This window comes from Streptomyces sp. NPDC028298 (assembly GCF_055565895.1).
Map to the genome: position 1 here is coordinate 415,740 of NZ_JBVHTL010000007.1, position 26,148 is coordinate 441,887.

Consider the following 26,148-nt stretch of genomic DNA (forward strand, 5'->3'; position numbering starts at 1 on the left):
GGGATGTGAGGTCAACCGCGTGCTCCGATCCTCAGCAGGTCCTGGAGCACCTGCTGGGCGCGGTGGCCGTCCTCGAAGTCCGCCAGGGTCCGGGGGCCGGGGGCCGCTGTCACGGCGCGGGTCCAGTCGTGGAGCTGGTCGACGAAGGAGTCCGCCCAGCCGGTCACCTCTCCGGGCGGGTCGTCGAGCCGGGCGGTGCCCAGGAGCTTGATCTGTTCCCAGTCGACACCGGTCCGGAGCTGGAGGACCGGCCCGTCCTTGGAGTCGTGGGTGAGTTCTCCCCGGGTCCCGGTGAGGGCCAGGGTGAGGCCGGTCTCGTGGGGCTGCGAGGCCTTGGAGGCGGTCAGGGTGAAGGACGGCCCCGACCGCAGCCGTCCGCTGACGAAGGTGTGGTCGTCGACCTCGACGGTCCGGCTCCCCTTGCGGGCGACCTTCGTCCGGAGGGCGACCTGGCAGGCGGCGGGATCGACGGGACCGCCGAAGAGGAAGTGGAGCAGGTCGATCAGGTGGACGCCCAGATCGCCGAGTGCCCCGCTGGTGAGGCGTTCCTCCGCGCTGTCGCGCCAGGTGAAGTGCTTGCGCGTGAGGGCGCTGGCCCGTTTGAAGGCGACGTCGACGTGCAGGATCCGTCCCAGCGTCCCCTCGTCGATGTGCCGGCGGGTCTCCCTGATCACGTGCAGGTAGCGGTAGTTGAATCCCATCGCGCAGATCCCCGGCGCGTCGGCGGCGAGGGTCCGCATGCCCGTGGCCTGGGCCAGGGAGACCGCCATGGGCTTCTCGCACAGCACGCTCAGGCCGGTGGCGATCGCCTCGTGCGCGTAGTCGGCGTGGGTGCGGTTCGGTGAGGCGATGACGACCCCGTCGGCCGCCTCGTACAGGTCGGCGGGGGTGGTGAACGCCGTCGTTCCCATGGCGTGCGCCAGAGCCCACGCCTTGTCCTGGTCGAGGTCGAACACGCCGGCCAGGGAGGCGGTGTCACTCGCCGCCACCGCCCGGGCGTGTGTGTGGCCGATGCCGCCGGCGCCGACGATTCCCACTCGCATCACTGCAGGGCTCCTTCCAGCTCGGACAGGATCGCGTCGGTGTGACGGCCGGCGGACACATGGGGATGGCGGCTGCGGGCCTCGTCGGTGCAGTTCCCGACGAGCAGGCCCCGCCCCACGGCCTTCAGCATCTCCAGGTCGTTGCCGCTGTCGCCGAAGGCGAACGCCTGTGCCGTGTTCACCGCGTGAAGGCGGCAGATGTGTTCGACGATCTTCCGCTTGCCGCAGCCGCGGGGGAGGAAATCGACGTCGTAGCAGTCCTCGGGGTCTCCGGCGGCCGGGTTGCAGCGGCTCAGGTTCACCTGGAGGAGGGTCCTGTCCGCGATGTGTCCGATCAGGGCGAGCCGCCGGGCGTCGCGCTCGGGATCCTGTGCGGCGTAGTAGTAGCTGACCACGCGGCTGTCCGGGGCGCGACAGGTCTGCGGGATCAGCGGCACGTCCAGGGCGCGCAGTTGCCGGACGGCTTCCTCGGCCAGGCCTCTGACGTGTTCGGCGGCCGGGAGCCGCTGGTGCCAGTCAGGCTCCGGGACCGGTCCGGTGTCCCCGGAGACGTACAGCTCGGTGCCCAGTGAGCAGGCCATGAAGTGCGGCAGGAAGCGCAGGCCGTGGCCGGCGGCCTTGTGCAGTACGGAGGTCAGGGAGCTGCCGGTGACCCAGCCGAAGAGCAGCCCGTGGCGTTCGCCGGCGCGGACCAGATAGTCCTCCAGGGTCCGGCGGGAGTGCTGCTGGACAGGCGTGTCGGTGTGCGCCAGATAGGTCTCGTCGAAGTCGCAGAACGCCACGGTGCGCACGGTGGCGGGTGCGGGCAGCGGGGGGATGTCAGTGCGCGCTGGCACGGAATGCGTCATGGAGGGCTTCGATCACGCGGTCCTGCTCGGACAGGGACATCTGGTTGTGCAGGGGCAGGTGGAAGACCGTCGCGTGCGCCTGTTCGGTCAGGGGCAGCGTGAGGTGGGCGAAGTGTTTGCGGTGCATCGGTGTCTGCTGCTGGTGGGTGAGCACGGGGTAGTAGACGTCCGTCTCCACCGCGCCGGTGGTCCGCAGGTGCCGGCGGATCTCGTCCCTGGCGGCCGTTCCGGTGGTCGTCCGTACGCCGAACAGGTGCCAGGCGTGGTCGGGTGTGAAGTCGGGAAGGGCGGCCAGGCCGGACGCGGCGAGGTCCGCCAGGCCGTCGAGGTAGCGCTTGGCCAGGAAGGCTCTGCGGTAGTTGTTCAAGGTCAGGCGGGGAAGCAGGCCCATCGCGACCGCGGCGGTGGAGTTGTCGATCTTCGCGTTGAGGCCGAACAGGTCCTGCTTGACGTTCTTCCGCTCGGGATCGAAGCCGTGGTAGGCCAGCTTCCGGGCCGCCTCGGCGATCTCGCCGTCGCGTGTCACCACGGCCCCCGCCTTGCCGGTCAGGCCGAAGTTCTTGTACGGGTTGAAGCTGAGCACGGCGGCGTCCGAGTGCTGTCCGACGCCGGTGACGCCGATGGCCTGGCAGGCGTCCTCCACGATGTGCAGGCCGTGGTGCCGGGCGATCTCGGCGAGTGCCGTCATGTCGGCGAGGCGGCCGTACAGGTGGACGGGCAGGATCGAGCGGGTTCTGGGGGTGACGGCGGCCTCGACCAGGGCCGGATCCAGGGTGAGGCGTTCCGGGTCGACGTCCACGAGGACCGGGGTGGCGTCGCAGGCCCAGACGGCGTTCTCGGTGGCCGCGAAGCTGTTCGCGGGCAGGATGACCTCGTCGCCCGGACCGACCCCGACGGCCCGCAGCGCGATGATCAGGGCGTCCGTGCCGCTGCTGGTGGCCACCGCGTGCGGCACCGTGAGGAATTCCGCCAGGGCGTCCTCGAACTCGGCCGCCGCGGGTCCGCTGGTCAGCGCGCCGTCGGCCACGGCTCGGGCGAAGCGTTCGACGGCCGTGCGCTGTTCGTCGGGGGTCAGCAGGCGCGTCCTCGGCAGGAAGGGCACCGGGTCCGTGGCCGACCGGCGGGGGTCCGCGGCGAAGACGGAGCCCTCGGCCGCGGGAGCGAGCCGGTGCGGCTGCTGTGCGACGAGGGCCGCAAGGGCCTGGTTGGCCAGGGCCGTGGAGCACCTGTACGCCGGGATGTCGTCGCGCTGTACGTCGCCGACGAGCCGGTGGATGCCGGTGCTGTCGCCGGTGAAGGTGGGTGCCGGACGGGTCGTCATCGTCATCGTCACGCACCTGCCGCACGGTCGAGGAGCGCGGCACAGCCGAAGGAGCCCGCCGTCTGCTTGAGCAGGTCGGGTCCCGGCTGCTTGAAGTAGAGCAGTTCGTGTCCCGTCCGCATCGTCTGCACGGCGGTCGGAAGACCCCGGTCGTCCGTGGTGTCGACGACGATCAGGTCGCCCGCCGTCCCGGCCCGTGCGATCTCCGCCTCGGCGGTGTCCAGGCCGGCGGCATCGACGACGAGGACCTCGTACGAGCGTCCGAGCGGCAGCCGTCCCGCGATCGCCCGACAGGCGAACTCGAAGCGGAGGTAGGCCTCGAACCAGCTCGGGCGGCTCACGCGGTCCGGATCGAAGTAGGCGTTGAGCACCCACTGGTTCCGCACCTCGAGTTCCGGGTGCTTCGTGGTGAAGTAGGCGAAGTTCTCACGCCAGTCGTCGTAGCGCTCCTGGCCGGATTCCGGGTGGAACTGGTGATAGACCCGGGAGTACAGGTTGTGGACGAGGGTCAGGCCGTGCCGGTGGAGGCGGTAGCCGAGTTCGACGTCCTCGAAGCTCCACCTCTTGATGTTCTCGTCGAACCCGCCGACGGCCAGCAGGTGTTCCTTGCGCACGGAGACGTTGCAGCCGTAGAGGAAGTGCCATCCCGTGGCGAGATTCCCCATGTTCTGCGACAGGGCGTCGGTGACCTGGGCCCGCTCGTCGCGGTCCGCGACCGGAGGAAGGGCCGTGGGGGTGAAGCCCTTTTCGAGCAGGCCGAGATCCACCGTTCCCGGCTCCAGGTAGTCCCGGAATCCGATCGCGACGACATCGCCACGGTCGCGGTGGCACCGAATGTGCTCCTGGATGAACTCCGGGTCGATGATCTGGTCACCGTCGGCGAAGACGATCAGTTCTCCGTCCGCCGCCCGGATTCCGGTGTTGCGTGCCGCGGAACGGCAGGAGTTCTCGGTGCGCGGCAGATGGATCCGCCGGATCGGATAGGTGAGCGGCAACGAGTCGACGCGTTCTCCCGTACCGTCCGTGGAACCGTCGTCGACCAGGACGACCTCGAACGCGTCGTTCCCTTCGAGCCGTTGATGGTTCAGGGACATCAGGCAGGGGACGACGAGATCCCTGGAGTTGTAGGTGGGGATGACCAGACTGGCTTTCACGTAATGCTCCCCCGTGACGGAAATCGTACGGAAATCGTGGTGACAGCGGATTGTCAGCTCTCGGCGACGGGAGCCGGCAGTCGCCGCTCGACGCCGCGGTGGTCCTTCGGCTGTGCGGAGACGCGCCGCCAGCGGATGCCGAGCAGAAGGGCCCGGAGGTTCTCGTCGACCGCCATGGCGATCATGATGCCGCCGATGGCGAGGCCCAGCGGCAGTGAGAGGACGTACGCGAGGGGGATGAAGACCCCCCACAGGACGAGGATGCCGACGGCGGCCGGATAGGTGACCTGCCCGACCGCGCGCAGCGTGCCGGCCGTGGTCATGATCAGGGAGGAACCGGGCAGGTAGAGCAGGCCGCACCACAGGAGCAGCCGCCCGGACTCGGCGACCTGCGCGGAGTCCGTGAACTGCTCCATGATCCAGCCGCCCGAGAGGCCGGCGACCAGTGCGAGCGCGGCGGCGATCGCCGCGCCCGCCCATCTGGTGGTCCGGGTGACGCGGCGGATCCGGTCCATCTCCCCGGCGCCGGCGAGATGGCCGACGGTGATCTGCAGCCCTTGTGAGAGGGCCGAGCCGAACATCCCGATCATGTTGGTGATGCTCAACGTGTACATGCGGGCGGCGAGTTCGTCGGGGCCCACGGCGGTGATGATGCGGGTGGTGAAGATCTGGGCGGCCTGCCAGAAGGCGGGCTCCAGCATGGTGGGCAGGGTGAACGTGACGAGCAGCAGGCCGTGTTCGCGCCAGTGCCGCCTGCTCGACGGCCACCGGAACCGGACGCGGATCCGGAAGAGGACCAGCCAGGCGCTGAACAGGAGGCCGGCCGCCGTGGCCAGGGCCGTGGACAGCGCGATCCCGCGGACGCCCCAGCCCGGTCCCGCCGGGGACAGGACCAGGAGGTAGATCAGGGCGATGTTCGTGATGTTCGTGAGGACGGCGGCGAACATGCCCCCTCGGGTGAATCCGTTCGCCGCCATGACGCCGCCGAGCATCGCCATGAGGGAGTGGAGGGCGCAGCTTCCCCCCACGATGTGCAGGAAGGTGGTTCCGTGGCGCAGAAGCTGTCCGTGCAGACCCAGCAGTCGGGCGATCGCCTCTCCCTCGGCGAGCAGGACGACGCTCGCGACCACGCCGAGCAGAACGTGCAGGATCAGGGCGACCGAATAGCACTCCCGGACCCGTTCGGTTTTCCCCTGGCCGATCATTCTGGAATAGACGAGGCTGCCGCCCTGGCCCATGAAGGAGAACATCATGAGCACGAAGGTGGTGACCGTGTTGACGGAGCCGACGGAAGCGGCGGCCGCGTCCGATATCCGGCCGAGCGCCCATATGTCGACGAGCCCCATGCAATAGGTGAGGGTCAGTTGCAGGAAGATGGGCCAGCTGAGGGAGAAGACTCCGATGTTCACCTTGGGTGGCACGATGTCTCTTCCCTCCGCTCCCCCGAATCCCCGAAGGGGACTGCCGACCTTGAGGATCGCGGACCTCGGTTCCGGAGACTGCGCCGGGAAGGACGAATCCGCGCCAGTGATCGACTGGATGCTAGCCACGTGATCCGTTCCGCGGGAAGGGAGTTCGAGCGGCCCTCGAGTGCGGCGCGTCCGTCTCCCGACAGGGCCGTGGAAGCCTGCCCGGCTACGAAACCACCCGGAGCGGGTCGCGTGCCGCGTCGGTCAGCGAGGGGAGCTGGGACAGCGCGGTGAGGCGCGGGATGTGCGGCAGGTGGGCGTAGGCGCCGAAGCGGTCGTACAGGATGCCGTGGCCGAAACCGGCCCGCAGCGCGCCGAGGACGTCGTTGACCAGGCCGTCGCCGACGTACCAGCAGCGTTCGCCGTCGATGCCGAGCAGGTCCAGGGCGTGGCGGTAGATGCGCGGGTCGGGCTTCTCGTAGCCGACGACGGTCGAGTCGACCACGACCTCCAGGTAGGGCAGGAGGCCGGCCTGGTCGAGTTCGTCGCGCACGGTTCCCTCCGAGTTGGAGATGACGCCGAGGGTCAGTCCCTGCTCGGAGAGGGCGCGCAGGGTCGAGGCGGCCTCGGGGTCGATGTCGCGGTAGAGCTCGGGCCTGGACAGGGCCGACAGGACGGCGGGGACCACCGCGTCGGGGTCGAGGCCCAGCAGGGCGGCGAAGGTGCGCGCGACCTTGTCCGTGCCGCCGGTTCTGGTGGGCAGCGGCAGGTGGCGGGCCTCCGCCGCCAGGACGAGGGCGGTGGTGGCGCGGGCGGGGTCGACGCCGGTGTGTCCGGCGGCGGCCAGTTCCTCGGCGAGGACCTCGCCGCTGGGGTGGATCAGGGTGAGGCCGGCGTCGAACAGCACGGCGTCGGGGGCGGGCGGAAGCGGCGCGTGTGGAAGCGGGGCGTGCGGCACGGGAATCTCCTCGGGGCGAAGTCAGACACGGGCGGTGCGCGCTGGTTTCGGGCGGCGGGTCCGGGCCGGCAGGAAGACCGCGGAGTGGGGTCCGGCGGTGGCGGCGGGACGGAATCCGTGGTGGCGCAGGACCTCTTCGATCCGGGGCCGGTCGACGTACTTCGTGTGGATGTCCAGGACCAGGACGCCCACGTCCGCCAGCCACCCGGTGTCGCCGTGGAGCAGGACGTCCTCCTCCGCTCCCTCGATGTCCATCTTGACGATGTCGGCGCCGGCCCAGCCCGCGGCGGCGATCAGGTCGCCGACGGTGGTGGCGGGGACGCGGGTGGGCGGACGGCGCAGCCGGGCCTCGGGCCGGTGGGCGGCCTCCTCGCGGGCGCGGGCGACGGGCGCGCTGGTCGAACTGGAGGACCACCAGCCGTTGGTGTGCAGGGTGACGTGGCCGGGTGCGGAGGCCACGGCGGCGTGCTCGATCCGCCAGTCCCGCCGGTTGGCCTCCTTGTTGCGGCGCAGCACGGCGACGTTCTCGGCCGCCGGCTCGACGCAGACGACCTCGGCGTCGGGGAAGAGGGAGGAGAAGTACAGCGGGGACAGGCCGATGTTGCTGCCGAGGTCGAGGACGCGCTCGACGGGCCGGCCCAGCCGCTCCTCGTAGGGGAAGGAGTAGATCTGTTCCGCGAACACCTCGCGCAGCACGAACAGGTCGCTCGCGTGATGGCGGAAGACGCAGGTGACCGCGTTCCGGCCGGAGCCCAGGGACAGGCTGTGCCGGGTGCCGGGGCCGTTGCGGCCGGTGGCCATCGCCCAGTGGTAGGCGAGCATCCACCGGCTCAGGCCGGTGCTCCGGCCGGGGTGGGCGGCTCGTACCGCCGAGAGGTCCGCCAGCAGGGCGCGCCCTTCGCGGGCGAGCAGGGCACGGCCGGACAGGGCTTGCGGGTCCTCGTCGCGTCTGAGGTAGTTCATGCCTGCCTCCCGGGGGTGTGGGGGTGTCAGCCCAGGCGGGGGCCGGCGGTGAGCCACCCGCGTGTGTCGGCGGAGCCGGACTGGACGGCTTCGTAGTAGGCCCGCTGGACGGCGGTGGTGACCGGGCCGGGCCGTCCCTGGCCGACGGGGGTGCCGTCGACTCCGACGACGGGGGTGACCTCGCACAGCGTGCCGGTGAGGAAGACCTCGTCGGACAGGTAGAGCTCGGTGCGTTCGACCTGTCGTTCCTCGACGCGGAGTCCCAGGCTGTCGCGGAGCAGTTCGATCACGCTGGCGCGGGTGATGCTGTCCAGGATCGACTCGCTGATCCCCGGGGTGACGACGGTGTCGCCGCGGACGATGAAGACGGAGGCGCCGCCGGTCTCGGCGACCTTGCCCGCGCTGTTGAGGAGGATCGCCTCGCCGTAGCCGTGGGTGTCGGCCTCCAGCCGGGCCAGGCGCAGGTTGTAGTAGTTGGCCGCGGCCTTGACCTTCGGCGGTGCGGTGTCGTCGCCGGAGCGCCGCCAGGAGGAGACGAGGCAGGTGATTCCGGTGTCGATGGTCTTCTCCCGCGGGGAGGGGAAGACGGGCATGAAGAACCCGGCCTGCATCGCCGAGGCGTCGGCGGTGTAGCGGCCCTTCTCCAGGTAGAGCGTGGGCCGCGCGTAGATGTCCTCGCGGTAGTCGAGGGCACTGACGAGTTCGCTCAGCGCCTTCAGCAGCGTCTCCTCGTCGAGTGTGTGCGGGATGCGGGTGACCTTGGCCGAGTCGTACAGCCGTCGCACATGGCGGTCGAGGTGCACGAAGTAGTGGCGGGACTCCTGCGGGTTCCAGTAGCCGCGCAGTCCTTCGAAGACGCTCGCGGCGCGCAGCACGGTCTCGGTCCAGACGTGGACGCGCGCCTCGTGCCAGGGACGGACCGCGCCGTCGAACCAGATGTGGTCGGGAGTGGAGAGATCAGCCATGACGTGTCCTCGGGTCGGGGCGGGTGGGTTCAGGCGGCCTTGGCGGCGGTGGCGTCGGCGGCGTCGAGGAACTCCTGCACGGTGTGGCGCGTGTACTTGTGGTCGGCGAGCTTCGCGAGGATGGCGGGGGGCACGGTGACGCAGTGGGCGCCGGCGTCCATGGCCCGCCGGACGTCGCCGGGGCCGCGCAGGCTCGCCGCGATGATCTCCGTGTGGTAGCCCCAGCGGTCGAGCCAGCGGCGCACCTCCTCGATGACGGCGGCGCCGTCGCCGCCCTCGTCGTCGACGCGGCCGAGCATGATGCTCACGTAGCGCGCGCCGGCCTTGGTGGCGAGGGCGGCCTGGCCGTAGGAGAGGCAGGCGGTCGTGTTGACTTGGACGCCCGCGCCGGCGAGCTCGTGCATCTCGGCGAGGCAGGGCACCCCGTGGGGGGTGAGCATGGGGACCTTGATGGCCACGTTGTCGCCGAGCTCGCTCAGCATGAGTGCCTCGGAGACGAGGGCGGCGCCGGACTCGGCGGTGACCTCGGCGTGCAGGACGCCGGGGGCGATCAGGCGGGCGAGGCTGGCGAAGGTCGCCGTCGGGTCGGTGACGCCGTCGCGCAGCAGGACGCTGGGGTTGGTGGTGACCCCGTCCAGGATGCCCTGGCCGGACCAGAACTTGACGTGGTTCTCATCGGCGCTGTCGAGGAAGAGCTTCACGGTGGTCTCCGGGTTCTTCGAGGATGGTGGTGACGGCGGTCATCAGGTCGGGGGCGACGAGGTCGGGCCGGGCCGAGCGCCGGGTGGGGCACACGTCGCACCGGGTGCGGCCGACCCAGGCGGTACGGCAGCCGGCGGCCCGTCCGGCGGCGATGTCGCTCGGGGTGTCGCCGACGAACCAGCAGCGCTCCGCGCGCAGGCCGCGGTGCCGTATCGCCTCGCGCAGCAGTCCTGGGGCCGGTTTGCGGTTGGCGCAGTCGGCGCGCAGCCGGGGCAGCGCGGCCTCGGGGTGGTGCAGGCAGTAGTAGACGTGGTCCACGTGGGCGCCCTGCTCGGCGAGGAGGTGGAGCAGCGTTCCGGTCACGGCGGTCAGCAGCCGTGTGGTGAACTTCCCCTTGGCGATGCCCGGTTGGTTGGAGGCGACGATCACGGGGACGCCGGCCTCGTTGGCCCGCCGTACGGCCTGCGCGGCGCCGGGCATCAGGCGCACCTGGTCGGGTCGGTGCGGGGAGTCGACGGTGCCGAGGTCGGGCTCGTGCCACAGGGTGTTGAGAACGCCGTCGCGGTCCAGGAGCAGGGCGTCGGGGGTCATGGCCGAAGGGACTCCCAGCGCGGCGTGGTCACGGCGAGCAGGGGGTGCACGATGAGCATGTGCCATACGACGGACTGGAAGATCTCGGTGTGTGTGGTGCGGTAGTCCCGGTCGTTCACGGGCACGCGCAGGCATTCGTCGGCCATGCGGGCGGTCTCTCCGCCGTCCGGGCCGACCACGCCGCAGATGTACGCGCCGGAGTCCTGGGCGGTGCGCAGGGCCTCCACGAGGTTGACGCTCACGGGGGGTTCCTCGCTGCCGCCGCCGACGGAGAAGACCATCACGGCGTCGCGGGGGCCGATGTTCGCGCAGGTGAGCCATTCCGCGTAGGCCGAGCGCCAGCCGCGGTCGTTGATGGCGGCGGTGAGCGTGGCGGCGTTGTCGGTGGGCGCGTGGGCGTCCAGACCGGCGAGGTTGCGCAGGTCGCACACGGCGTGGGTGGCGTTGCCCGCGCCGCCGCCGACGCCGAGCAGGAAGACGCGGCCCTGTTCGGCCCGTACCCGGGCGAGGCGTTGTGCCATGCGGTCGACGGCGGTGTGGTCCAGGTCGCCGGCGACGGCGGCGAGGGTTTCCAGGAAGCGGGTGCCGAGGTCGACGCCCGGAGGGGTCTCGACAGTGACGGTCATAGTGCTGGGTCCCTTTCGTCGAGGTGGACGCGCGTGAGGGTCGTGCCCGAGGTGGAGAAGGTGAACGGCACCGGTTGCAGGCCCTGTTCGCGCATGGCGGCGTCCAGGCGGTCGCGGCGGTCGGGGTCGGCGTACAGGAGGAGGAAGCCTCCGCCGCCGGCGCCGACGAGCTTGCCGGCGAGGGCCCCGTTGCCGAGGGCGGTGGTGTACGCGCCGTCCCAACTGGAGGGCGGGGAACCGGCGTTCTTCACCTCCCAGTGCCGTCGCAGCAGGGCGGGGACGTCGTCGACGCGGCCCGCGCACAGTGCCTCGGTCATCTCGTGGCCGATCTCCTTGATGGAGTGCAGGGCGGCGATCTTGTCCTCGCGGCCCCGTGCGGGGGCGGCCAGGTGGCGGGTGCTGTCGCGGCGTACGCCGGTGTAGTAGAGGCACAGGTGCTGCTGGAGCCGGTCCAGGGTGGCCGGTGCGACGGGTGGCGTGCTCGCCTCGGTGGTGCCGTCCGGGGCGATGCGCAGGCGGCGCAGGCCGCCGAGCGCGCAGACGTACGGGTCGTGGCGTCCAACCGGCCGGCCCAGGCGCACGGCCTCCAGTTGCCAGGCGGCCTCGGCCAGCCCGGCCCGGCCCGCGGCCAGCGGGTCGCGGCCGGCGAGGGCTTCGGTGACGGCGAGCAGGCTGACGGCGAACGCGCCGGAGCTGCCCAGTCCGGTGCCCGCGGGGACCGGTCCGAACGAGGTGATCTCGCACGGTTCGTCGAGGCCGGAGGCTTCCAGTGCGGCGGCTACGTAGGGGTCGCCGAGGTCGTGGCCCTTGTCGCCGTGGAGGGTCTGTTCGTGGCCGTAGCGGAAGCGTCCGTCGAGTCGTCCGAGGCGCCCGGCGACGGTGACGCGCAGGCTTATGGCGATGGACAGGACGTCGCCGCCGAAGCTGTCGGCGTAGTACGGCAGATCGGTGCCGCCTCCGCCCAGGGAGAGGCGCAGTGGTGTGCTGGCCACGACGAGCGTGCCGGGCTCGGGGCCGCCGTTCATGCGCGGGCCCCGGTGGTGGCCGGGCTGCGCTGCTCGGCGAGCATGCGGCGGGCGGCCTCCAGTACGGACTGTTCGGCGGTGTGGCGCGGGCGCCAGCCGGTGGACAGCACCTTGTCGATGGACAGTTCGATCACCGGCTGGTCGCCGGACCAGGACAGGGCCGCCTCGTCGGTGCGGATCGTCGGCGGGTCGAGGTCCAGGGCACGGGCGACGAGCGCGGCCACGCCCGCGGTGTCGACGCTGCCGCCCGCCGCCAGGTTGTAGACCTCGCACGCCGGGTGGCCGGTGCCTTCGGTGGCCCGGGTGACCTCGTCCATGCCGGCGACGATGTCGTCGATCAGCACGTAGCTCTTGCGCTGCCGTCCGTCGCCCAGGACGTGCAACTCGGCCGGGTTCTCCTGCAGTTTGCGCAGGAAGTCGCGGACGATGCCCCGGCCCATCCGTCCGCCGAGCACGTTGCCGAGGCGGTAGATGCGGGCGCGCAGCCCGAACATCGCGCAGTAGGCGGAGATCAGTGCCTCACTGGCCACCTTGCCCGCGGCGTAGAGGGAGTTGGGCAGCAGGGGGCCGTCCGCCTCCGTGACGAGGGGGCCGAGCCGGTCGCCGTAGACGCCGCTGGTGGAGGGGAACACGATGGTGGTCACGCCGTGGGTGCGCATCGCCTCCAGGACGTGGCGGGTGAGGCCTGCGGACTGCCTGAGGTCGATCTCGGTGTCCCGGGCGCCCAGCGGGATGTCCGCGTTGGCGGCCAGGTGCCACACTTCGTCGATGCCTTCGAGCAGGTCCGGCAGGAGGGTGAAGAGGTCTCCGGGGACGTAGCGCAGTCGCGGGTGTTCCAGCAGGTCGGTGAGGCGTTCCGCCTCGGCGGGGGCGACCATGTCGGTGGCCACGACGGTGCGGTCGGTCGCGAGCAGACGGCGGACGGCGTGGCTGCCGATGAAGCCCGCGGCCCCGGTGATCAGGACGGTCACAAAGTCTCCTTCGATCAGGACACGTCGGCCGCGGACTTCGCGGACTCGACGGCGAGGGCGGCCAGGGTCGCCGCGTCGACGACACGGCCGGCCAGGACATGGGCGGCGAGCTCGGGGCGCGGCACGCCGCGGACGGCGGCAATGGCTTCGTCGGCCTCGGGGGACGCGGGTCCCGGGCGGCCGCCGCGCACCCGTACGACGGTGAAACGCTGGGTGGCCCAGTCGGCGGCTTCGTACAGGTCCTCGGCGAGGATCTCGGCACTGCCGCCGTGCCAGCCGGTCTCCTCCCGCAGTTCCCGCAGGGCCGCCTGCGCGGCCGACTCACCCGGTTCCAGGCCTCCTTGGGGCAGTTCGAGGCTCCAGCGGGCCGCGGCGTAGCGGTACTGCTCGGTCATGAGCAGCCCCTCGGGGGTGTCGCACAGGACGACGACGAAGTCGGCGCGGGTGACGACGGTGAACTGTCCGGTCCCGCCGTCCGCACGGACGAACTCCTCCTCGCGGACGGTCATCCACGGGGTGCGGTGGACGACGCGGCCGGTACGCCGGGTCTTGGGCGCGGGCGTGTTCTCAGGCATGGACACGGTCACTCCCGGCGTCCAGCGCGGCCACGTGCGCGTCGTACTCGGCGTAGCCGGCGGGTGATCCGATCTCCCAGAAGCGCTCGGTCACCTCCAGTGCGGCGAGCCGGCCCGTCGCGACCAGCGGGGCGTACAGCGCGGCGAGGTCCGCGTTCCCGCTGCCGGGGAGGTGTTCGACGGTGGACCGGCGCAGCAGGGTGATGCCGTAGTCGACGAAGGCGTACGTTCCCGGGGGCCGGCCCTTGTCGTACGTGGTGACCCGGCCGTCCTGGACGGCGACGTTGCCGGGAACCAGCCAGTCGTGGTTGCGCAGCACCGCCATCGCGGCGTCCAGGCCCGAGCCGTGCCAGCGGTGTGCCAGCTCGGCCAGTGGGGCGGGAGTGTGGCTGTCGCCCATGACGAGGGCGAACTCGTCGGCCAGGTGGGGCAGGGCGAGCCGCAGGGAGCCCGCGGTTCCCAGCGGTTCGGTCTCCACCGTGCAGGTGACGTGCATCCCCGCCGTGCCGTGCACGTCGAGGAACCGCAGAACCTGATCGGCCAGGTGGCCGAGGCACAGGTGGAGCTCGCGCACCCCTTGGCGGGCGTGGTGGGCGAGCAGCCGGGCCAGGAACGGGCGCCCGCCCACCGGCAGGAGGACCTTGGGGGTGCGGGCGCTCAGCGCTCCCATGCGGGTGCCGAGTCCGCCGGCCAGCACGACGACCTGCGGCGGCCGGGCCGCGTCCAGGGGGGTCATCGGGTGCCTCGGACCGTTGCGGGGACGGCGAGTTCGCGCAGTAGCGCGTCCGTACGGTCGATCATGCGGCGCAGTGAGAAGCGGGCCAGGACGTGGGCGCGGGCCCGTCGGCCGAGGCCGCGCCGCAGGTCCGCGTCCGCGCAGAGCGCTTCCAGGGCGCCCGCGAGCTGTTCGGGGGCTTCGGGGTCGACGCGCAGGGCGAGCCCCTCCTCGGTGAGGACCTCGTCGAAGCCGTCGATGCGGGTGGCGATGACGGGCCGTGCGGCGCTCATCGCCTCCAGCAGGGACAGACCGAGTCCTTCGGAGTGGCTGGGCTGGGCGACGATGTCGGCGGCGGCGAGGATGCCCGGCATCTCCTGGACGGTGACGGATTCGTCGAGCCGCAACCGCGGCGCGCCGATACGTGCCGCCTGGGCGCGCAGGTGGTCGGCGTAGTCCTGGGAGGCGGAGCTGACTCCCCCGACCAGCAGCAGCCGCAGGGCGGGGTGGCCGAGGGAGTCGAACGCCTCGATGAGTTCCCGCTGGCCCTTGCGGGGCTTGAGCCGCCCGGCGCAGACGACGAGCAGGTCCTCGTCGGCGATGCCGTAGCGGGCGCGGACGCGCTGTCGCAGGGGGGCGGTGTGCGGGGCGTCGGTGAAGGCGTCGGTGTCGACTCCGTGGTGGATGAGGGCGACCCGTTCGGCGGGCAGGTGGGCCAGGGCGCGGGCGGCGTAGGAGTGTGATCCCGCGAGGACCAGGTCGGGGGCCATACGACGGTAACCGAGCATGGTCTTGCCGAAGCCCAGCGGCTCTTCCAGCGGGGCGTGTTCGTGGTAGGCGCCGACCAGCGGGATGGACAGTTCGTCGGCCACGACGCGGCCGGCGACGGTCGTCTCCAGGCTGTTGGCCAGGATCAGGTCGGGTCCGAACTCGGCGACGACGTCGGCGAGTTCGGGAAGGAGGCCGAAGTAGAGCTGTTCCCAGGGAAGTTTGCTGGGGTCTTCCAGCAGGCCGCGGTATCCGCCGAGTCTGATGACGCGGACGGGGCCGTCGGTCTCCCTCGGGGGTGTGCCGGCGACCGTGTCGGTGACGACGAGGACGTCGTGGCCGGCGTCGGCCAGGCCGTGGGCGACCGTGCGGGCGTAGGACTCGGCGCCGCCCATCGTCGGGGCGAACGCTGAGGTGAGCAGAAGCACGCGCGAAGGCATGGCGAGGCGGTCCTCCTTTCCGGGTGTGGGCGCACGGGACCGGGCCGCGACCGCGGTTCCGGCCTGATCGACGGGGTGGAGAGGGCGCGGCGGCTTCAGGAGGCGGGCAGGATGCGCAGCTTGCGGCCCTCGCGCCGGACGCGGTCCTCGGCGAACGCGGCGAAGATGCCGGGCAGCATGTTCCGCTCCGTCTGCAGGATGCGCGGCTCGACGGTCTCGATGGTGTCGTCGACGTCGACGCGGATGGGCTCCTGGGCGATGATCGCTCCGCCGGCTCCGGAGAGCGCCTGGCGCAGGTGGAAGGTGACGCCGATCAGCTTGACGCCGTGGTCGAGGGCCGGCCCGATGGCCTCGTCGTCCTCGGCGAAGGCGGGCAGCAGCGACGGGTAGACGCTCATCACCCGGTCGGGGAAGGCACTGAGGAGGGCTTCGTCGATGACGTCGCTGTAGCCGGCCGAGAAGACGAAGTCCACACCGGCCTTCTGCAGTTCGGCGGCCATGGCCTCGTCGCGCGCGGCCCGCGAGGGGTAGTCCTCCAGCCGGTGCAGGGACACGTGCGGTATGCCGTTGTCGCGGGCCACGCCCAGGGCGGGGCAGTCGAGGTTGGCGACGGCGGCGACGACCTCGCCGTGGCCCTTGCAGGTCTCCAGGACCATCCGCAGGGCGTTGCCGCGCCCGGACGTCATGACACCGATGTTGAGCATGGTCTCTCCGTTTTCCTCGGTCACAGCGGGAGGCTGGCGTAGCGCTGGGGGTCCCCGATGGCGGTGGGGCGGCCTTCGGTCGCCCCGAGCAGCCACTCGTTGGGGCGTCGTCCGTGGTCGTCCTCCATCCGCGGACGGGGGTGGTGCAGGTGCAGCAGGACCTCGTCGGACATGTGGACGGGGGTGTGGCGCCGGAGGTGGTCGAAGAACTCGTTGTCCTCGTCGCCCCAGCCTTCGTAGCGTTCGTCGAAGCCGTGGATGTCGTGGAAGACGTCGCTGTCGACGAGGATGCAGCCGCCCCTGTTGGTGACCAGGCGGTAGCCGTGCAGCCCGTCCGGATCGACAGTCCGCTCCGTGCTGAACAGCCTTGCGCGCAGGGCGGTTTCGCTGGAGCTCTCGTCGAGGTAGTGCAGGCTCTCGTGGGGAAGCAGCGCCCGCGCGCCGACGGTGTCGATCCGGTCCAGCAGCCGCTCCAGGAAGGTGCGGTCCGGCAGCACGTCCGCGTCGAGGAAGAGGAGCCGGCGGTCGTGGCCGCGGGTGGCGACGGCGCCGACGTTGTGGGCCCAGCTCCGGTTGTAGGGGCCGCCGTGGGGTGCGTGGACGTACAGGTCGGCGAGGGGGGCGATCAGGTCGCGGTGCCGGGCGTGGTCGTCCTGCTCGACGACCACGAGCCGGTGGCGGGCGGGGTCGAGCGACTGGTCGCGCAGGGCGGCGGCGGTCGCGACGGCGTTGCGCAGCCGGTCGCCGGAGATGGTGTCGCGGAAGTCGAGGACGACGGTGACGTCCCAGTGGCCGGTCGTGTCCCGGGGCTCCGCGGCCGCCGCGGCGGCGATCTCCCGTGCGGTGGGGGTGCCGTCGGCCGGACGGCTCTCGTGGCGCGGGCCGCGGTCCAGGACGATGCGGTTGCGGTCGTCGAAGACGCTTATGTGCGCGTCCAGTTCGGCCGCGAGGCCGGCGTCCTGGTGGAGGGCGGTGGTGACGGCGTCGGACAGCTCCCGCTGGAGCCGCCGGTCGAGGGGGTCGTTCCGCAAGCCGCGCAGGGCCGCGTCCAGCGGGCCGCCGGGGGTCTCCCGGGCGGCGGCCGTCAGCAGGTCCTGGATCCGGGTGCACAGCCGTTCGGTGCGCCGCCACATCGGGGCGCTGACGCGGGCGGCCGGGTCCAGCAGGGTGACGACGGCGACGGTGGCGCGCTCGGCGACGGGGGCTGGACCCGAGCGGGTGACCGGACCTGTCATGAGAGCACCGTCCGGTGGAAGACCGGGCCCTCGGTGCCCGTGTCGCCGGTGCCGTCGAGGACCAGATGGGCGTGGTGGTGCGGTCGCTCACCGTCCACGTAGCGGTCCTCGGCGGGCATCCACTGGTCGACCCACTGGCTCTCGGCCTCGGCGCCGTCGCGCTCCAGTCCGCGACTGAGCCGCAGTTCGCGGGGCGTGTGGCAGTAGACGCGGTAGGTGTACAGGTCCCGTACGCGGGCCCGGGTGCTGTAGACGCCCTCGACGACGAGGGGGACTCCGGCGGGAAGGTCGTGCCACTCGGCGAGCCGGTCGTGGTCCCAGTCGTAGCGCTGGTAGCGGACGGCCTCGCCGGCGAAGGCCGGGCGCAGCACCTGGCGTTCCAGCCGGTCCAGGTCGAAGTCGGCGCCGAAGCCGGCGGGCCGTTCGTCGTCACTGGTGCGGTAGAAGTCGTCGACGTGGACGACGACCGCGCCGGGCAGGCGCGCGGCGAGCAGCTCGGCGAGGGTGCTCTTGCCGGACGCGCCCGGACCGTCGACGCCGACGAGGATGCGGCGGCCGCCGCGGTCACCGCGAGCGCGGATCTCCGCGGCGATCTCGTCCAGGTCGCAAGCGTTCTGCGTCTGCATGGTCATCCCTTCGTGGGCAGCCGTGCGCCGCACCGGTGGTGCGGGGACACGGGGGTGGTCACAGGCGCCGGGTCGCATACGAACGAAGCGATGCCGCATCGGCGTCTGTTGCATGATGCGGGTGTCCGGCGGGTGCGGCCCAGTCACCGATACCGGGGACACGGGGGTCGGCGGACGGGACAGCGCCCGGGGACACGGGGGTCGGCGGACGTGACGGCGCCCGGGGACACGGGGGTTGGCGGACGTGACGGCGCCTGCGGTCACCTGTCGATCCGTTGCCATTGCCCTGACGTTCGTCTACCGAAGGCCTGCCGTCCTCCCCTCTAGGTTCGTGGCCAGAACCGCACGGCAGGCGACCCGGAGGGCGGGCGATGTACACAGTCGGTCTCAGGCACGACCACCCGTTCCTGTCGTGGGCGCTGGGCATGGCGCTGCGTGAGGTGCCCGGCATCGAGGTGTACAACCTCGGCGAGGGAGCGTCCCGGCGTCCGTGTCCCGTCCCGCTCGACGTGCTCATCACCAACCGTCCGACGAGCTGCGACGGTCCGGGGATGACGCCCGGCACCCGGGTCCTGCTCATGTCCGCCCAGCGGCCCGGCAACCTGGCCGGCAGCGGCGCCACCTGCTTCCTCGACGAGCGTTCCACCCCGGAGGCCGTCGTCGCCGCGGTACGCGCCGCGGTGGGCACGGACCCCGGGGCCGGTGACGTCGCGTCCGTACGCGACATGCTCTCCCCGCGTGAATGGGAGGTGCTGAGCCACATCGCGGCGGGCCTGACCCACGATCAGATCGCGCGGCGGCTCGCCATCAGCCCCCACACCGTCGACACCTACGTCAAGCGCATCCGCAGCAAGCTCGGGCTCGGCAACAAGGCCGAACTCACCCGGGCCGCGCTCGCCGCTTCCTGACCTCACCCGACCGCCCGTCCCCTGAGGAGACCTCGTGACCGTTCCCCTGCTCGTTCACACGCACGGCATCGGCGGCATCGACTTCAGCTCCATGGTGCCGAGCGCCCTCGCCGACGTCGAGCAGCACGCCGTCCGCAGAGGCGTGCACCTCGTGCCCTCGGTGTTCCTGGAGCGTTCCTACATCGACCGTTTCAGCGAGGTCGTCCGCGCCTGGTCCGCCGACCGCGAGCGGTTCCCCTCCGTGCTGGGCTTCTCGGTGGAGGGTCCGCTGCTGGGCCGGTCGGGCGGTGTGCCGCCCCGGGGCATCTGGTCGCCCTCGGCCGAGGAGTGGGAGAGGATCTGCGAGCTCGGCCCGCACGGGCTGCGCTACATCGTCATGGGGCCGGACGGGGGTGACCTGGACGACGTGCTGGAGGGCGGAGTCCGCTACCGGGACATCGTCGACCTGTGCTACGCCAACGGCGTCCGGATCGCGCTCGGGCACTTCCGGCACACGCACCCGGAGCTGAGCGCCGAGCGGACGCGCGAGCTGATCGACTACGTCCACCACCGGTACGGCCCCTCCCCCGACGTGCTGCTGACCGACCATCTCTTCAACGACATGCCCCGCGCCTTCCGGCACGTGTGGCGCACTCCGGCCGAGCGGGCCGCGCGGGACGGGGAACGGGCCGCTTTCCTGGCGCGGGAGTGGCACTACGAGACGCTCCCGGAGCTGCTCGGACCGGTCCCGGCCGCGCTGGTGCGGGCCGCGCACGACGAGAAGCTGCTGCCGTTCCTCAACTTCGACGGCGACCACGTCGACCTCGCCATCTGCCGGCGCACCGCGGAGTTCCTCGGCACCGGACGGATCATCGGCATCACCGACGACACGGAGATTCCCGTGCTGGCGGGCGAGGCGCTGCACCACCGGGAGGGCAACCACCTCTGGTACCGGTCCGACGGCATCGTCGCCGCCGGCACCGGGTTCTACCCCCGCCAGTACGCGAACGTGCTCGGTCTCGGGCTGGGCGAGGACGGCGTACGGGACATGTTCCACACCAATCCGCGCCGGGCGCTGCGGCTTCCGGTGGCCCGCGCCGAGGCGTTGGTGCGGTGATGCTGGGCGTCGTACTGGCCGCGGGCCACGGTTCCCGGCTGCGGCCGCTGACGTCCCGGTGGCCCAAGCCGCTGCTCCCGCTCGGCGCGGACACCCTGCTGGACAGGCTGGCCCGGCAGGCGCGTGCCGCGGGTGCGGGGCGGGTGGTGTGCAACGCCCACCACCGGGCCGAGGACGTGGTCGAGCACTGCCGGCTGCACCCCGGCCGGGCGGGAGGCCCCGTCGAGGTGCGCGTCGAGCCCGAACTGCGCGGCCCCGCGGGCACGTTGCACACGTTCGCCGAGGAGATCCGTGACAGCGGGCGGGCGGTGGTGCTCTCCGGGGACCTGCGGACGGGCGGCGGGCTCCCCCGCTTCGTCGCCGCGCACGAGGCGTCCGGCGCCCTGCTCAGCGTCGCCCTGGTGCACGTGCCGGACGGGTCGCGCTACGGGGTCTTCGAGTTCGACGAGGACGGGGCCGTCGCACGGGTCGAGGAGAAGCCGGCCTGGGCCGCGGGCCGGCCGTCCTGGGTGAGCGCGGGCATCTACTGCGTCGAGCCCGAGGTGCTGTCCTTCATACCGCAGGACCGGCCCTTCGACTTCGCCGCCGATCTGGTGCCCGCCCTGCTGGCCGCCGGACAGCCCGTCAACTGCGTCGCCTGGGCGGGCGCCTGGGACGACCTGGGCACTCCGTCGGCCTACCGCGCGGCGGTCCTGCACGAGGTGCGGGCCGCGGGCGGGGAGCCGACCGAGGACGGCGGTGTGTGCCTGCGTGACCCCAGCGCGGTCGTCGAGGAGGGGGCCGCCCTGTACGGCGACGTCTATCTCGGTGCCGGTGTCCGGGTCGGGGCCGGCGCGCAGGTGCGTGACTGCGTCCTGCTGCCCGGGGCGCGGCTGGCCCCCGGCGGCCTGGCCGTGGAGACCGTTCTGGCCGGTCCCGCAGGAGCGGGTGGCTCATGAGGCGCCCGACCTCACCCGTCGCGGCGGGCGCCGGACGGCACGGGCCGGCCGTGACACCGTACGGCCCCGGCGGGAGGGCGGTGCCGAACGTGCGGGCCGCCGTCTACGGTCCGGCCTTCGTGGCCGCCGTCGCCTACGCCGACCCGGGCAACTTCGCCAGCAACACCACCGCGGGCTCCGCGTACGGCTATGGCCTGTTGTGGGTCGTGGCGGCGGCCGGAGCCATGGCCATGCTCATCCAGTACGTCGCGGCGAAGCTGGGCACCGTGACCGGCCGCGGACTGGGCCGGCTGTGCCGCGAACACCTGCCTCGCCCCGTCGTGTACGGCCTGTGGGCCCAGGCGGAACTCGTGGCCGTGGCCACCGACCTGGCCGAGATCGTCGGCGGCGCGCTGGCCCTGCGGCTGCTGTTCGGCCTGCCCGTGCTGCTGGGCGGAGTGCTCGTGGCCACGGTCTCGTGTCTCGTGCTCGCCGCGGAGGGCAAGGGCGCACGGCGCTTCGAGAGCCTGGTCGCGGGAGTGCTGGCCGTCGTCGTCATCGGTGTCTGCTACGACATCGTCGCCGCTCCCCCGAGTCCGACGGGTATGGCCCACGGGATGGTGCCGTCCTTCCCCGGGGCCGACAGCCCGATGCTCGCCGCGGGCATGCTGGGCGCGACCGTCATGCCCCACGTGATCTATCTGCATCCGGTGATGGCCGCCCGCCGCCTGTCGCTGCGCTCCGTCGCCGGCCCGGACCCGGCACACGCCACGTGGCTGCTGCGCCGGCTGAGGACCGCCATCGTCGTGTCCCTCGGGGTCGCCGGCGCGGTGAACGCCGCGCTGCTGCTCATCGGTGCGCGGATCCCCGGCTTCGGTGACGACCTGGACTCGGTCCACGCCCGTCTCGGCGAGACCGTGGGCTCGGTGGCCGCGGCGGCGTTCGCGATGGCGCTGCTCGCCTCCGGGCTCGTGTCCTCCTCGGTCGGCACCTACGCGGGGCAGGTGATCATGACGGAGTTCCTGGACCGTCAGGTTCCGGTGTGGTTCCGCCGGGGCGCGACCCTGGTGCCCGCTCTCTCGGTGCTGGCCCTGGGGGTGAATCCGACCACCGCGCTGGTGTGGTCCCAGGTCGTGCTGTCCTTCGGGATCCCGTTCGCGCTGGTGCCGCTGGTCTGGCTGACCGGGCGCGGCACCCTGATGGGGGCCCGGCGCAACGGGCCGCTCACGCAGGCCGCGTTGAGCGTGGTGACGGCGGCCGTGATCGGTCTCAACGTGTTCCTGCTGGTTCAGGTGGCGGCCGAGGTGGGCTGAGCGATCCGCCCACCGCGCTCGGATGCGGGGGCACCGGACCGCGGCTCCGGTCCGGGCTCCTCACCCCGGTGCAGCGCCCGCGCCGGCAGCCAGCGCTCGGCGGCCCAGAATCCGGCACCGCCCAGCGCGCAGGCGACCGTCAGCAGCCACCACAGCCAGGGCGCACCCGCGGTCAGGAGCCAGCCGACCACCGCGGGCCCCACTCCGGACGTCAGCGCGCCGGCGCTCTGGAACACGGACATGGTGCGCCCTTCGTGGGACGTGTCCGCCGCGGCGGCGACCAGGGCGCTGGACGCGGGCAGGTAGCACATGAAGGCGAAGCCCACGAGCAGCGAGGCCACCGCGGCACCCGTCGCGGCCACGGCGGGCCGGCCCGAGGGCAGGGCGGCGATCACGGCGACGGCGAGGATGCCGAGGCCGGCGCTGAGCACTACCACGCGGGTGCGCCGCATGCGGGCCGAGCGGCGTGTCACCCAGGACTGCAGGGCGAACGCGCCCAGGCAGTTCAGTCCGAACAGGGCGGTCGGCAGCCAGGCGCCCAGACCCAGTCCGTCCACGACGTGCACCGGCAGGACGACGGTGGGCACCAGCCACAGGAAGGACAGGCCGATCTGGCCCACCGCCAGGGCCCACAGCCACCGCTGCGCCAGCACGTGCCGCCAGGCTCCTCGGACCGGGGCCCGGTCGGTACGGACCAGCCCCTCGGCGGCGAGAGGTTGTGCGGAGGAGGTGGGGCGGACGCGGGCCAGCAGCCATGCCGACAGCAGGGAGCTGAGGACGTTGAAGCCGACGAGCAGTCGGGCCCCGATGTGGTCGTCCCAGCTCAGGAAGGCGGCCGCGGCCAGTCCGCCGATGGCGAACCCGCCCTGCTTGACCGACTCGGCGAAGGCGAACCACGTGTCCAGCCGGTGGCGTGCGGTCAGTGACTTCAGGAAGACGGGCCAGGCCGTCCAGTAGCAGCGGTCGGCCGCCGTCACCAGGAAGACCGAGACCAGCACCTGCCACCAGTTGTCCGCGAGCAGGTAGCCCACGTAGCCGACGCCGGCGATGACGTTGTTGCCGACGAGGACGAACCGGGAACCGTACCGGTCCACGAGAGCGCCGGCCCAGGGCGAGATCGGCAGGGTGAGCAGGACGGCCGCGCTGGTGACGAGCCCGATGGTGGCCACCGACATGGACGTCGTGAGCGTGAAGTACAGGAGCGACAGGGGCATGACCATCCCCGCGCCCACCGCGTCGACCACCACCGAGCCGACGAGACCACCCCGTTGGGTGGTCGCCATGTCCGGCATCGCGCCGCGCAGGCGGCGCGCGCTCGACTCAAGCAGCCGCGGCACTGTGGTCCCCCTCCGTGTTCGGCGTGCCCAGAACGCCCGGTGCCACCACCGGGGGTCGTCCCGACCAGGACAGGCAGTGCAGGTGCCGTCCGTCGTGCACGGTGTCGACCACTCCCGCGTTCTCGATCCAGTTCCGGTAGCCGGAGGTCAGCGGCAGGTTCGCGCACAGCACGGTCAGGGCGAGCTGGAGCACGGTGCCGTGGCCGACGACGAGCACGGTCTGCCCCGGGTGCCGGGCCACCAGGTCGTCGACGACGCGGCTGATGCGCTCCACCGTCGCGCTGCCGCGCTCGCCGGTGCCGCCGACGCGGTGGTCGAGGTCGCCGTTGAGGTACCAGTGGTCGAACGTGGCGTCGAAGCGGGTGAAGGCCTCCGCCGAGGACTGTCCTTCGAGGTCGCCGACCGATCCCTCGCGCAGTTCGTCGTGGATCCGCGGCTCGAGTCCGGTGGCCAGTTCGTCGTTGAGGATGGCGGCGGTCTCCACGGCGCGCCGCAGCGGGCTGCTGTAGACGGCGGCCAGGCTGTCGCGCACCGGGCCCAGTTGGCCGGCCAGGGTGGTCACCTGGCCCCGGCCCACCTCGTCCAGGGAGACTCCCGGATAGCCGGAGGTGATCACCATCTGGGCGTTGTGCGGGGTGCGTCCGTGTCGTACGAAGAGCAGGCGGGTCATGGAAGTCCTCTCGCGCCGTGAAGAGTCTCGCTTTGCTTGGCAAAAATGTGCCAGACGCCGACCAAGGAACGGAAAAGGGCCACTTCATCGCGGATTTCCGAGATCGCGAAACGTTGGCAATTTATTGCCAACGGTGAGGGCGTGCAGGCGCGGCCGACGCGTCTCTCCACGCGGCGGGGAGCTTCAGCCGGCCGGTGTCCCGGATGCGGTCCGCCCGACGGGGACGCTCAGCCCGCGTGCGACATAAGGGCGGCCCGGCCGGCCGGGTGCCGGGGCAGCGCGGCGAGGCGCAGCAGCGGGGGGATCCTGAAGGACGGGCCGTGCGCCGGCCCGTCGGCCTCGGCTTCGAGCGCGCCCAGTTCGAGCAGCCGGCCCACCCTGTCCTCGGCGCCGAACATGTCCGTCGCCCACACCCGGGCAGCGGCCACCAGACCGAACCGGCCGGCCTCCGCGGCCGCCAGCGCGGTGAGCGCCGCAGCGGCGTCCACGGGAAGGCGTCGTACCGCCCGCCGAAGGAGTTCGCCCACGTCGAAGGAGACACTGCCGAGTTCGTCCAGGCGCCGGTCCGCGTCGAGCAGTCTGCGGGCGAGGCCGTCCGGAGTCCGCAGCAGGGGCGGGCCCAGTTTCCCGGCCGCGGCGCGCAGGGCGAGGGGGAGGTGTCCGCAGGCCTCGGCGATGTCCCGTACCGCCCGGGGATCGTGTTCGACGGCGGCCGTTCCGGCGAGCGCACGGAGCAGATCGGCGGACTCCCGCGGGGACAGCGGCCCCAGGGGTACGGACCTGACTCCCGCCAGTCCCGGCAGCGAGGTCCGGGAGGTCAGCAGGACGGTGGTGTCCGGGCCGCCCGGGAGCAGGGGGGTCACCTGAGAGGCCGTCGCGACGTCGTCCAGGAGGATGAGCAGCGGGCGTCGCGCGCTCCACGCCCGGAAGGCGCGGATCCGTCCCTCGGCACTGTCCGGGATCTCCTCGGCCTCGACGCCGATGTCCCTCAGGAGCGAGAACAGCACGGCGTGGGGGTCGAGGGAACGGTCGTCCGGGCCGTGCAGGACGGCGTGCAACCGGCCCCCGGGGAAACGGTCCTTGACCCGATGCGCGGCGTGGACGGCGAGCGTGGTCTTGCCGACGCCGACACCCCCGGTCAGCAGCACCAGGCGGGGGGCCGTCCGCGCGGTCCCGGCAGGAGCGCTCAGCCGCAGCACCTCCCTCAGTACACCCGCCCGGCCGGTGAAGTCCTCGGTGTCCGGGGGCAGATGGGTCACGCAGGGCGGCGCGGAGACGGGCCGGACACCGGATGACGCGGGGCGGGGCGGATCGAGCCGGTCCGACTCGTTGAGCAGGTCGCGGTGCAGGTCCCGGAGCCGCCGCGAGGGTTCCGCGCCGAGTTCCTCCACCAGCCGGCGGCGGAGCCGCGTATAGGCGTCGAGAGCGACGTCCCGGTGTCCGGCGCGGTAGGCGGCGGTCATCAACTGTGCGGCGAACGGCTCGTTGAGCGAGTGACGTCCGGTCAGTTCATGCAGCTCGGGCAGCAGTTCACGGTGCCGCCCGAGCGACAGGTCACAGTCGATCCGTTGTTCCAGCGCCTCCAGACGGGCCTGTTCGATCTGCGCGATGCGCGCCGTGAGCAGCGGTCCGGCGGTCACGTCGGCGAACGCAGGACCGCGCCACAGTGCCAGCGCCTCGCCGAGGATCCGGGACGCGGCCGCGTGATCGGCCCGGTCACGGGCAGCCCGCCCCCGATCGGCCAGCAGCCGGAACACCTCCAGGTCCAGGCTCTCCCCGGGCACGTGGACGCGATACCCCCCGGGACGGGTCTCCAGCACGTCGAGCGTCTCCCCGGCCCGGGCCTCGTGGGCGTCGGCGTCGGCGAACGGCCGCAAGGCCCGGCGCAGTTGGTACATGTACGTCTGCACGGTCTTGCGGGCGAGCCGGGGCGGCTCGCCGTCCCACAGCTCGTCGATCAGGAGCGACACCGGCACGAACGCGCCCGCGTGCAGCAGCAGTACCGCGAGCGCGCGCCGGGCCATGGGAGCCGACGGGGTGCGCTCGACGGACCCGCGGCGGACCTCCAGCGGACCGAGGACGGCCACCCGCAGGGCGGGCTCGGCGGACGGTCGCGGCATGAAGGGGCCCTCGGTGCGTCGAAGGAAGCTCGGCGGATGTCCCACCCTACGAAAGGCGACGTCAGCCCCCGTTCAGCTCCAGTGCAACGCAGACCACGACGGACCATGAGAATCGGCCAGGCGACGGGGGTCCGGTCCCGCGCGGGGG

The 26,148-nt window shown here is 72.2% G+C and carries 26 protein-coding genes; 4 read left to right on the plus strand and 22 right to left on the minus strand.

Going from position 1 to position 26,148, the window contains the following annotated elements; translation table 11 throughout:
- Nucleotides 1–11: 11 nt before the first annotated feature.
- From ACZ4TO_RS30245 to ACZ4TO_RS30335, 19 genes are all read right to left on the minus strand, one after another.
- On the minus strand, nt 12–1,043 hold the full coding sequence (locus tag ACZ4TO_RS30245) for a Gfo/Idh/MocA family protein (protein ID WP_468025889.1): 1,032 nt from the start codon (nt 1,041–1,043) through the stop codon (nt 12–14).
- A complete protein-coding gene (locus tag ACZ4TO_RS30250) occupies nt 1,043–1,879 on the minus strand; it encodes an HAD-IIB family hydrolase (protein ID WP_468025826.1) in 837 nt (278 codons plus the stop codon). Before ACZ4TO_RS30250 ends, ACZ4TO_RS30245 begins: the two co-directional genes overlap by 1 nt.
- Nucleotides 1,863–3,218 (minus strand): DegT/DnrJ/EryC1/StrS aminotransferase family protein, encoded by a 1,356-nt coding sequence (locus tag ACZ4TO_RS30255; RefSeq protein ID WP_468025827.1) that lies wholly within the window; start codon nt 3,216–3,218, stop codon nt 1,863–1,865. The genes ACZ4TO_RS30250 and ACZ4TO_RS30255 overlap by 17 nt, the downstream gene beginning before the upstream one ends.
- 2 nt (nt 3,219–3,220) lie before the next feature.
- Nucleotides 3,221–4,366, minus strand: a complete 1,146-nt coding sequence (locus ACZ4TO_RS30260) for a glycosyltransferase family 2 protein (RefSeq protein WP_468025828.1) — start codon at nt 4,364–4,366, stop codon at nt 3,221–3,223.
- A gap of 53 nt (nt 4,367–4,419) precedes the next feature.
- Nucleotides 4,420–5,787 carry an MATE family efflux transporter gene (locus ACZ4TO_RS30265; RefSeq protein ID WP_451076190.1) on the minus strand — a complete coding sequence of 456 codons (1,368 nt, stop codon included), beginning with the start codon at nt 5,785–5,787 and terminating at the stop codon, nt 4,420–4,422.
- A 214-nt stretch (nt 5,788–6,001) separates the two neighbouring features.
- Entirely contained in the window at nt 6,002–6,733 is a 732-nt protein-coding gene (locus tag ACZ4TO_RS30270) for an HAD family hydrolase (RefSeq protein ID WP_468025829.1), read from the minus strand.
- Between the two features lie 21 nt (nt 6,734–6,754).
- Complete coding sequence (locus ACZ4TO_RS30275) at nt 6,755–7,696, minus strand: FkbM family methyltransferase (protein ID WP_468025830.1); 942 nt, start codon at nt 7,694–7,696, stop codon at nt 6,755–6,757.
- A gap of 26 nt (nt 7,697–7,722) precedes the next feature.
- Nucleotides 7,723–8,661 carry a branched-chain amino acid transaminase gene (locus ACZ4TO_RS30280; protein WP_468025831.1) on the minus strand — a complete coding sequence of 313 codons (939 nt, stop codon included), beginning with the start codon at nt 8,659–8,661 and terminating at the stop codon, nt 7,723–7,725.
- A gap of 29 nt (nt 8,662–8,690) precedes the next feature.
- Nucleotides 8,691–9,362, minus strand: a complete 672-nt coding sequence (locus tag ACZ4TO_RS30285) for a transaldolase family protein (RefSeq protein WP_382785088.1) — start codon at nt 9,360–9,362, stop codon at nt 8,691–8,693.
- A complete protein-coding gene (locus ACZ4TO_RS30290; RefSeq protein ID WP_382785085.1) occupies nt 9,334–9,954 on the minus strand; it encodes a D-glycero-alpha-D-manno-heptose-1,7-bisphosphate 7-phosphatase in 621 nt (206 codons plus the stop codon). The genes ACZ4TO_RS30285 and ACZ4TO_RS30290 overlap by 29 nt, the downstream gene beginning before the upstream one ends.
- On the minus strand, nt 9,951–10,580 hold the full coding sequence (locus ACZ4TO_RS30295) for an SIS domain-containing protein (RefSeq protein ID WP_382785083.1): 630 nt from the start codon (nt 10,578–10,580) through the stop codon (nt 9,951–9,953). Before ACZ4TO_RS30295 ends, ACZ4TO_RS30290 begins: the two co-directional genes overlap by 4 nt.
- The gene (locus tag ACZ4TO_RS30300) at nt 10,577–11,605 is read right to left on the minus strand and encodes a GHMP family kinase ATP-binding protein (protein WP_468025832.1); all 1,029 of its coding nucleotides are present in this window, start codon (nt 11,603–11,605) and stop codon (nt 10,577–10,579) included. Before ACZ4TO_RS30300 ends, ACZ4TO_RS30295 begins: the two co-directional genes overlap by 4 nt.
- Nucleotides 11,602–12,576, minus strand: coding sequence for an NAD-dependent epimerase/dehydratase family protein (locus ACZ4TO_RS30305; RefSeq protein WP_468025833.1), 975 nt, complete (start codon nt 12,574–12,576; stop codon nt 11,602–11,604). Before ACZ4TO_RS30305 ends, ACZ4TO_RS30300 begins: the two co-directional genes overlap by 4 nt.
- A 14-nt stretch (nt 12,577–12,590) precedes the next feature.
- Complete coding sequence (locus tag ACZ4TO_RS30310; RefSeq protein WP_382785075.1) at nt 12,591–13,151, minus strand: NUDIX hydrolase; 561 nt, start codon at nt 13,149–13,151, stop codon at nt 12,591–12,593.
- On the minus strand, nt 13,144–13,887 hold the full coding sequence (locus ACZ4TO_RS30315; protein WP_468025834.1) for an NTP transferase domain-containing protein: 744 nt from the start codon (nt 13,885–13,887) through the stop codon (nt 13,144–13,146). Before ACZ4TO_RS30315 ends, ACZ4TO_RS30310 begins: the two co-directional genes overlap by 8 nt.
- Nucleotides 13,884–15,074: a glycosyltransferase family 4 protein gene (locus ACZ4TO_RS30320; protein ID WP_468025835.1), complete on the minus strand. Its 1,191-nt coding sequence runs from the start codon at nt 15,072–15,074 to the stop codon at nt 13,884–13,886. Before ACZ4TO_RS30320 ends, ACZ4TO_RS30315 begins: the two co-directional genes overlap by 4 nt.
- Nucleotides 15,075–15,169: 95 nt before the next feature.
- On the minus strand, nt 15,170–15,802 hold the full coding sequence (gene purN, locus ACZ4TO_RS30325; protein WP_382785067.1) for a phosphoribosylglycinamide formyltransferase: 633 nt from the start codon (nt 15,800–15,802) through the stop codon (nt 15,170–15,172).
- Nucleotides 15,799–17,013 carry a galactosyltransferase-related protein gene (locus ACZ4TO_RS30330; protein ID WP_468025836.1) on the minus strand — a complete coding sequence of 405 codons (1,215 nt, stop codon included), beginning with the start codon at nt 17,011–17,013 and terminating at the stop codon, nt 15,799–15,801. Before ACZ4TO_RS30330 ends, purN begins: the two co-directional genes overlap by 4 nt.
- Entirely contained in the window at nt 17,010–17,639 is a 630-nt protein-coding gene (locus tag ACZ4TO_RS30335; protein WP_382785061.1) for a uridine kinase family protein, read from the minus strand. Before ACZ4TO_RS30335 ends, ACZ4TO_RS30330 begins: the two co-directional genes overlap by 4 nt.
- Before the next feature lie 371 nt (nt 17,640–18,010).
- Between ACZ4TO_RS30335 and ACZ4TO_RS30340 the strand changes: the two genes are divergently transcribed.
- From ACZ4TO_RS30340 to ACZ4TO_RS30355, 4 genes are read left to right on the plus strand one after another with little or no spacing between them, the layout of a single operon-like run.
- Nucleotides 18,011–18,547, plus strand: a complete 537-nt coding sequence (locus tag ACZ4TO_RS30340; RefSeq protein ID WP_382785058.1) for a response regulator transcription factor — start codon at nt 18,011–18,013, stop codon at nt 18,545–18,547.
- A 34-nt stretch (nt 18,548–18,581) separates the two neighbouring features.
- Nucleotides 18,582–19,643, plus strand: a complete 1,062-nt coding sequence (locus ACZ4TO_RS30345) for an amidohydrolase family protein (RefSeq protein ID WP_451076181.1) — start codon at nt 18,582–18,584, stop codon at nt 19,641–19,643.
- Complete coding sequence (locus tag ACZ4TO_RS30350; RefSeq protein WP_382785052.1) at nt 19,643–20,581, plus strand: sugar phosphate nucleotidyltransferase; 939 nt, start codon at nt 19,643–19,645, stop codon at nt 20,579–20,581. The genes ACZ4TO_RS30345 and ACZ4TO_RS30350 overlap by 1 nt, the downstream gene beginning before the upstream one ends.
- Complete coding sequence (locus tag ACZ4TO_RS30355; protein ID WP_385037822.1) at nt 20,578–21,873, plus strand: Nramp family divalent metal transporter; 1,296 nt, start codon at nt 20,578–20,580, stop codon at nt 21,871–21,873. Before ACZ4TO_RS30350 ends, ACZ4TO_RS30355 begins: the two co-directional genes overlap by 4 nt.
- Here the strand turns inward: ACZ4TO_RS30355 and ACZ4TO_RS30360 are convergent.
- The 3 genes from ACZ4TO_RS30360 to ACZ4TO_RS30370 form a co-directional block, all read right to left on the minus strand.
- Nucleotides 21,849–23,210, minus strand: a complete 1,362-nt coding sequence (locus ACZ4TO_RS30360) for an MFS transporter (RefSeq protein ID WP_468025837.1) — start codon at nt 23,208–23,210, stop codon at nt 21,849–21,851. The two genes, ACZ4TO_RS30355 and ACZ4TO_RS30360, sit on opposite strands and share 25 nt — an antisense overlap.
- Nucleotides 23,194–23,880, minus strand: a complete 687-nt coding sequence (locus tag ACZ4TO_RS30365; RefSeq protein WP_468025838.1) for a histidine phosphatase family protein — start codon at nt 23,878–23,880, stop codon at nt 23,194–23,196. Before ACZ4TO_RS30365 ends, ACZ4TO_RS30360 begins: the two co-directional genes overlap by 17 nt.
- Before the next feature lie 227 nt (nt 23,881–24,107).
- Nucleotides 24,108–26,000, minus strand: coding sequence for an AfsR/SARP family transcriptional regulator (locus tag ACZ4TO_RS30370; protein WP_468025839.1), 1,893 nt, complete (start codon nt 25,998–26,000; stop codon nt 24,108–24,110).
- Between the last annotated feature and the right edge of the window lie 148 nt (nt 26,001–26,148).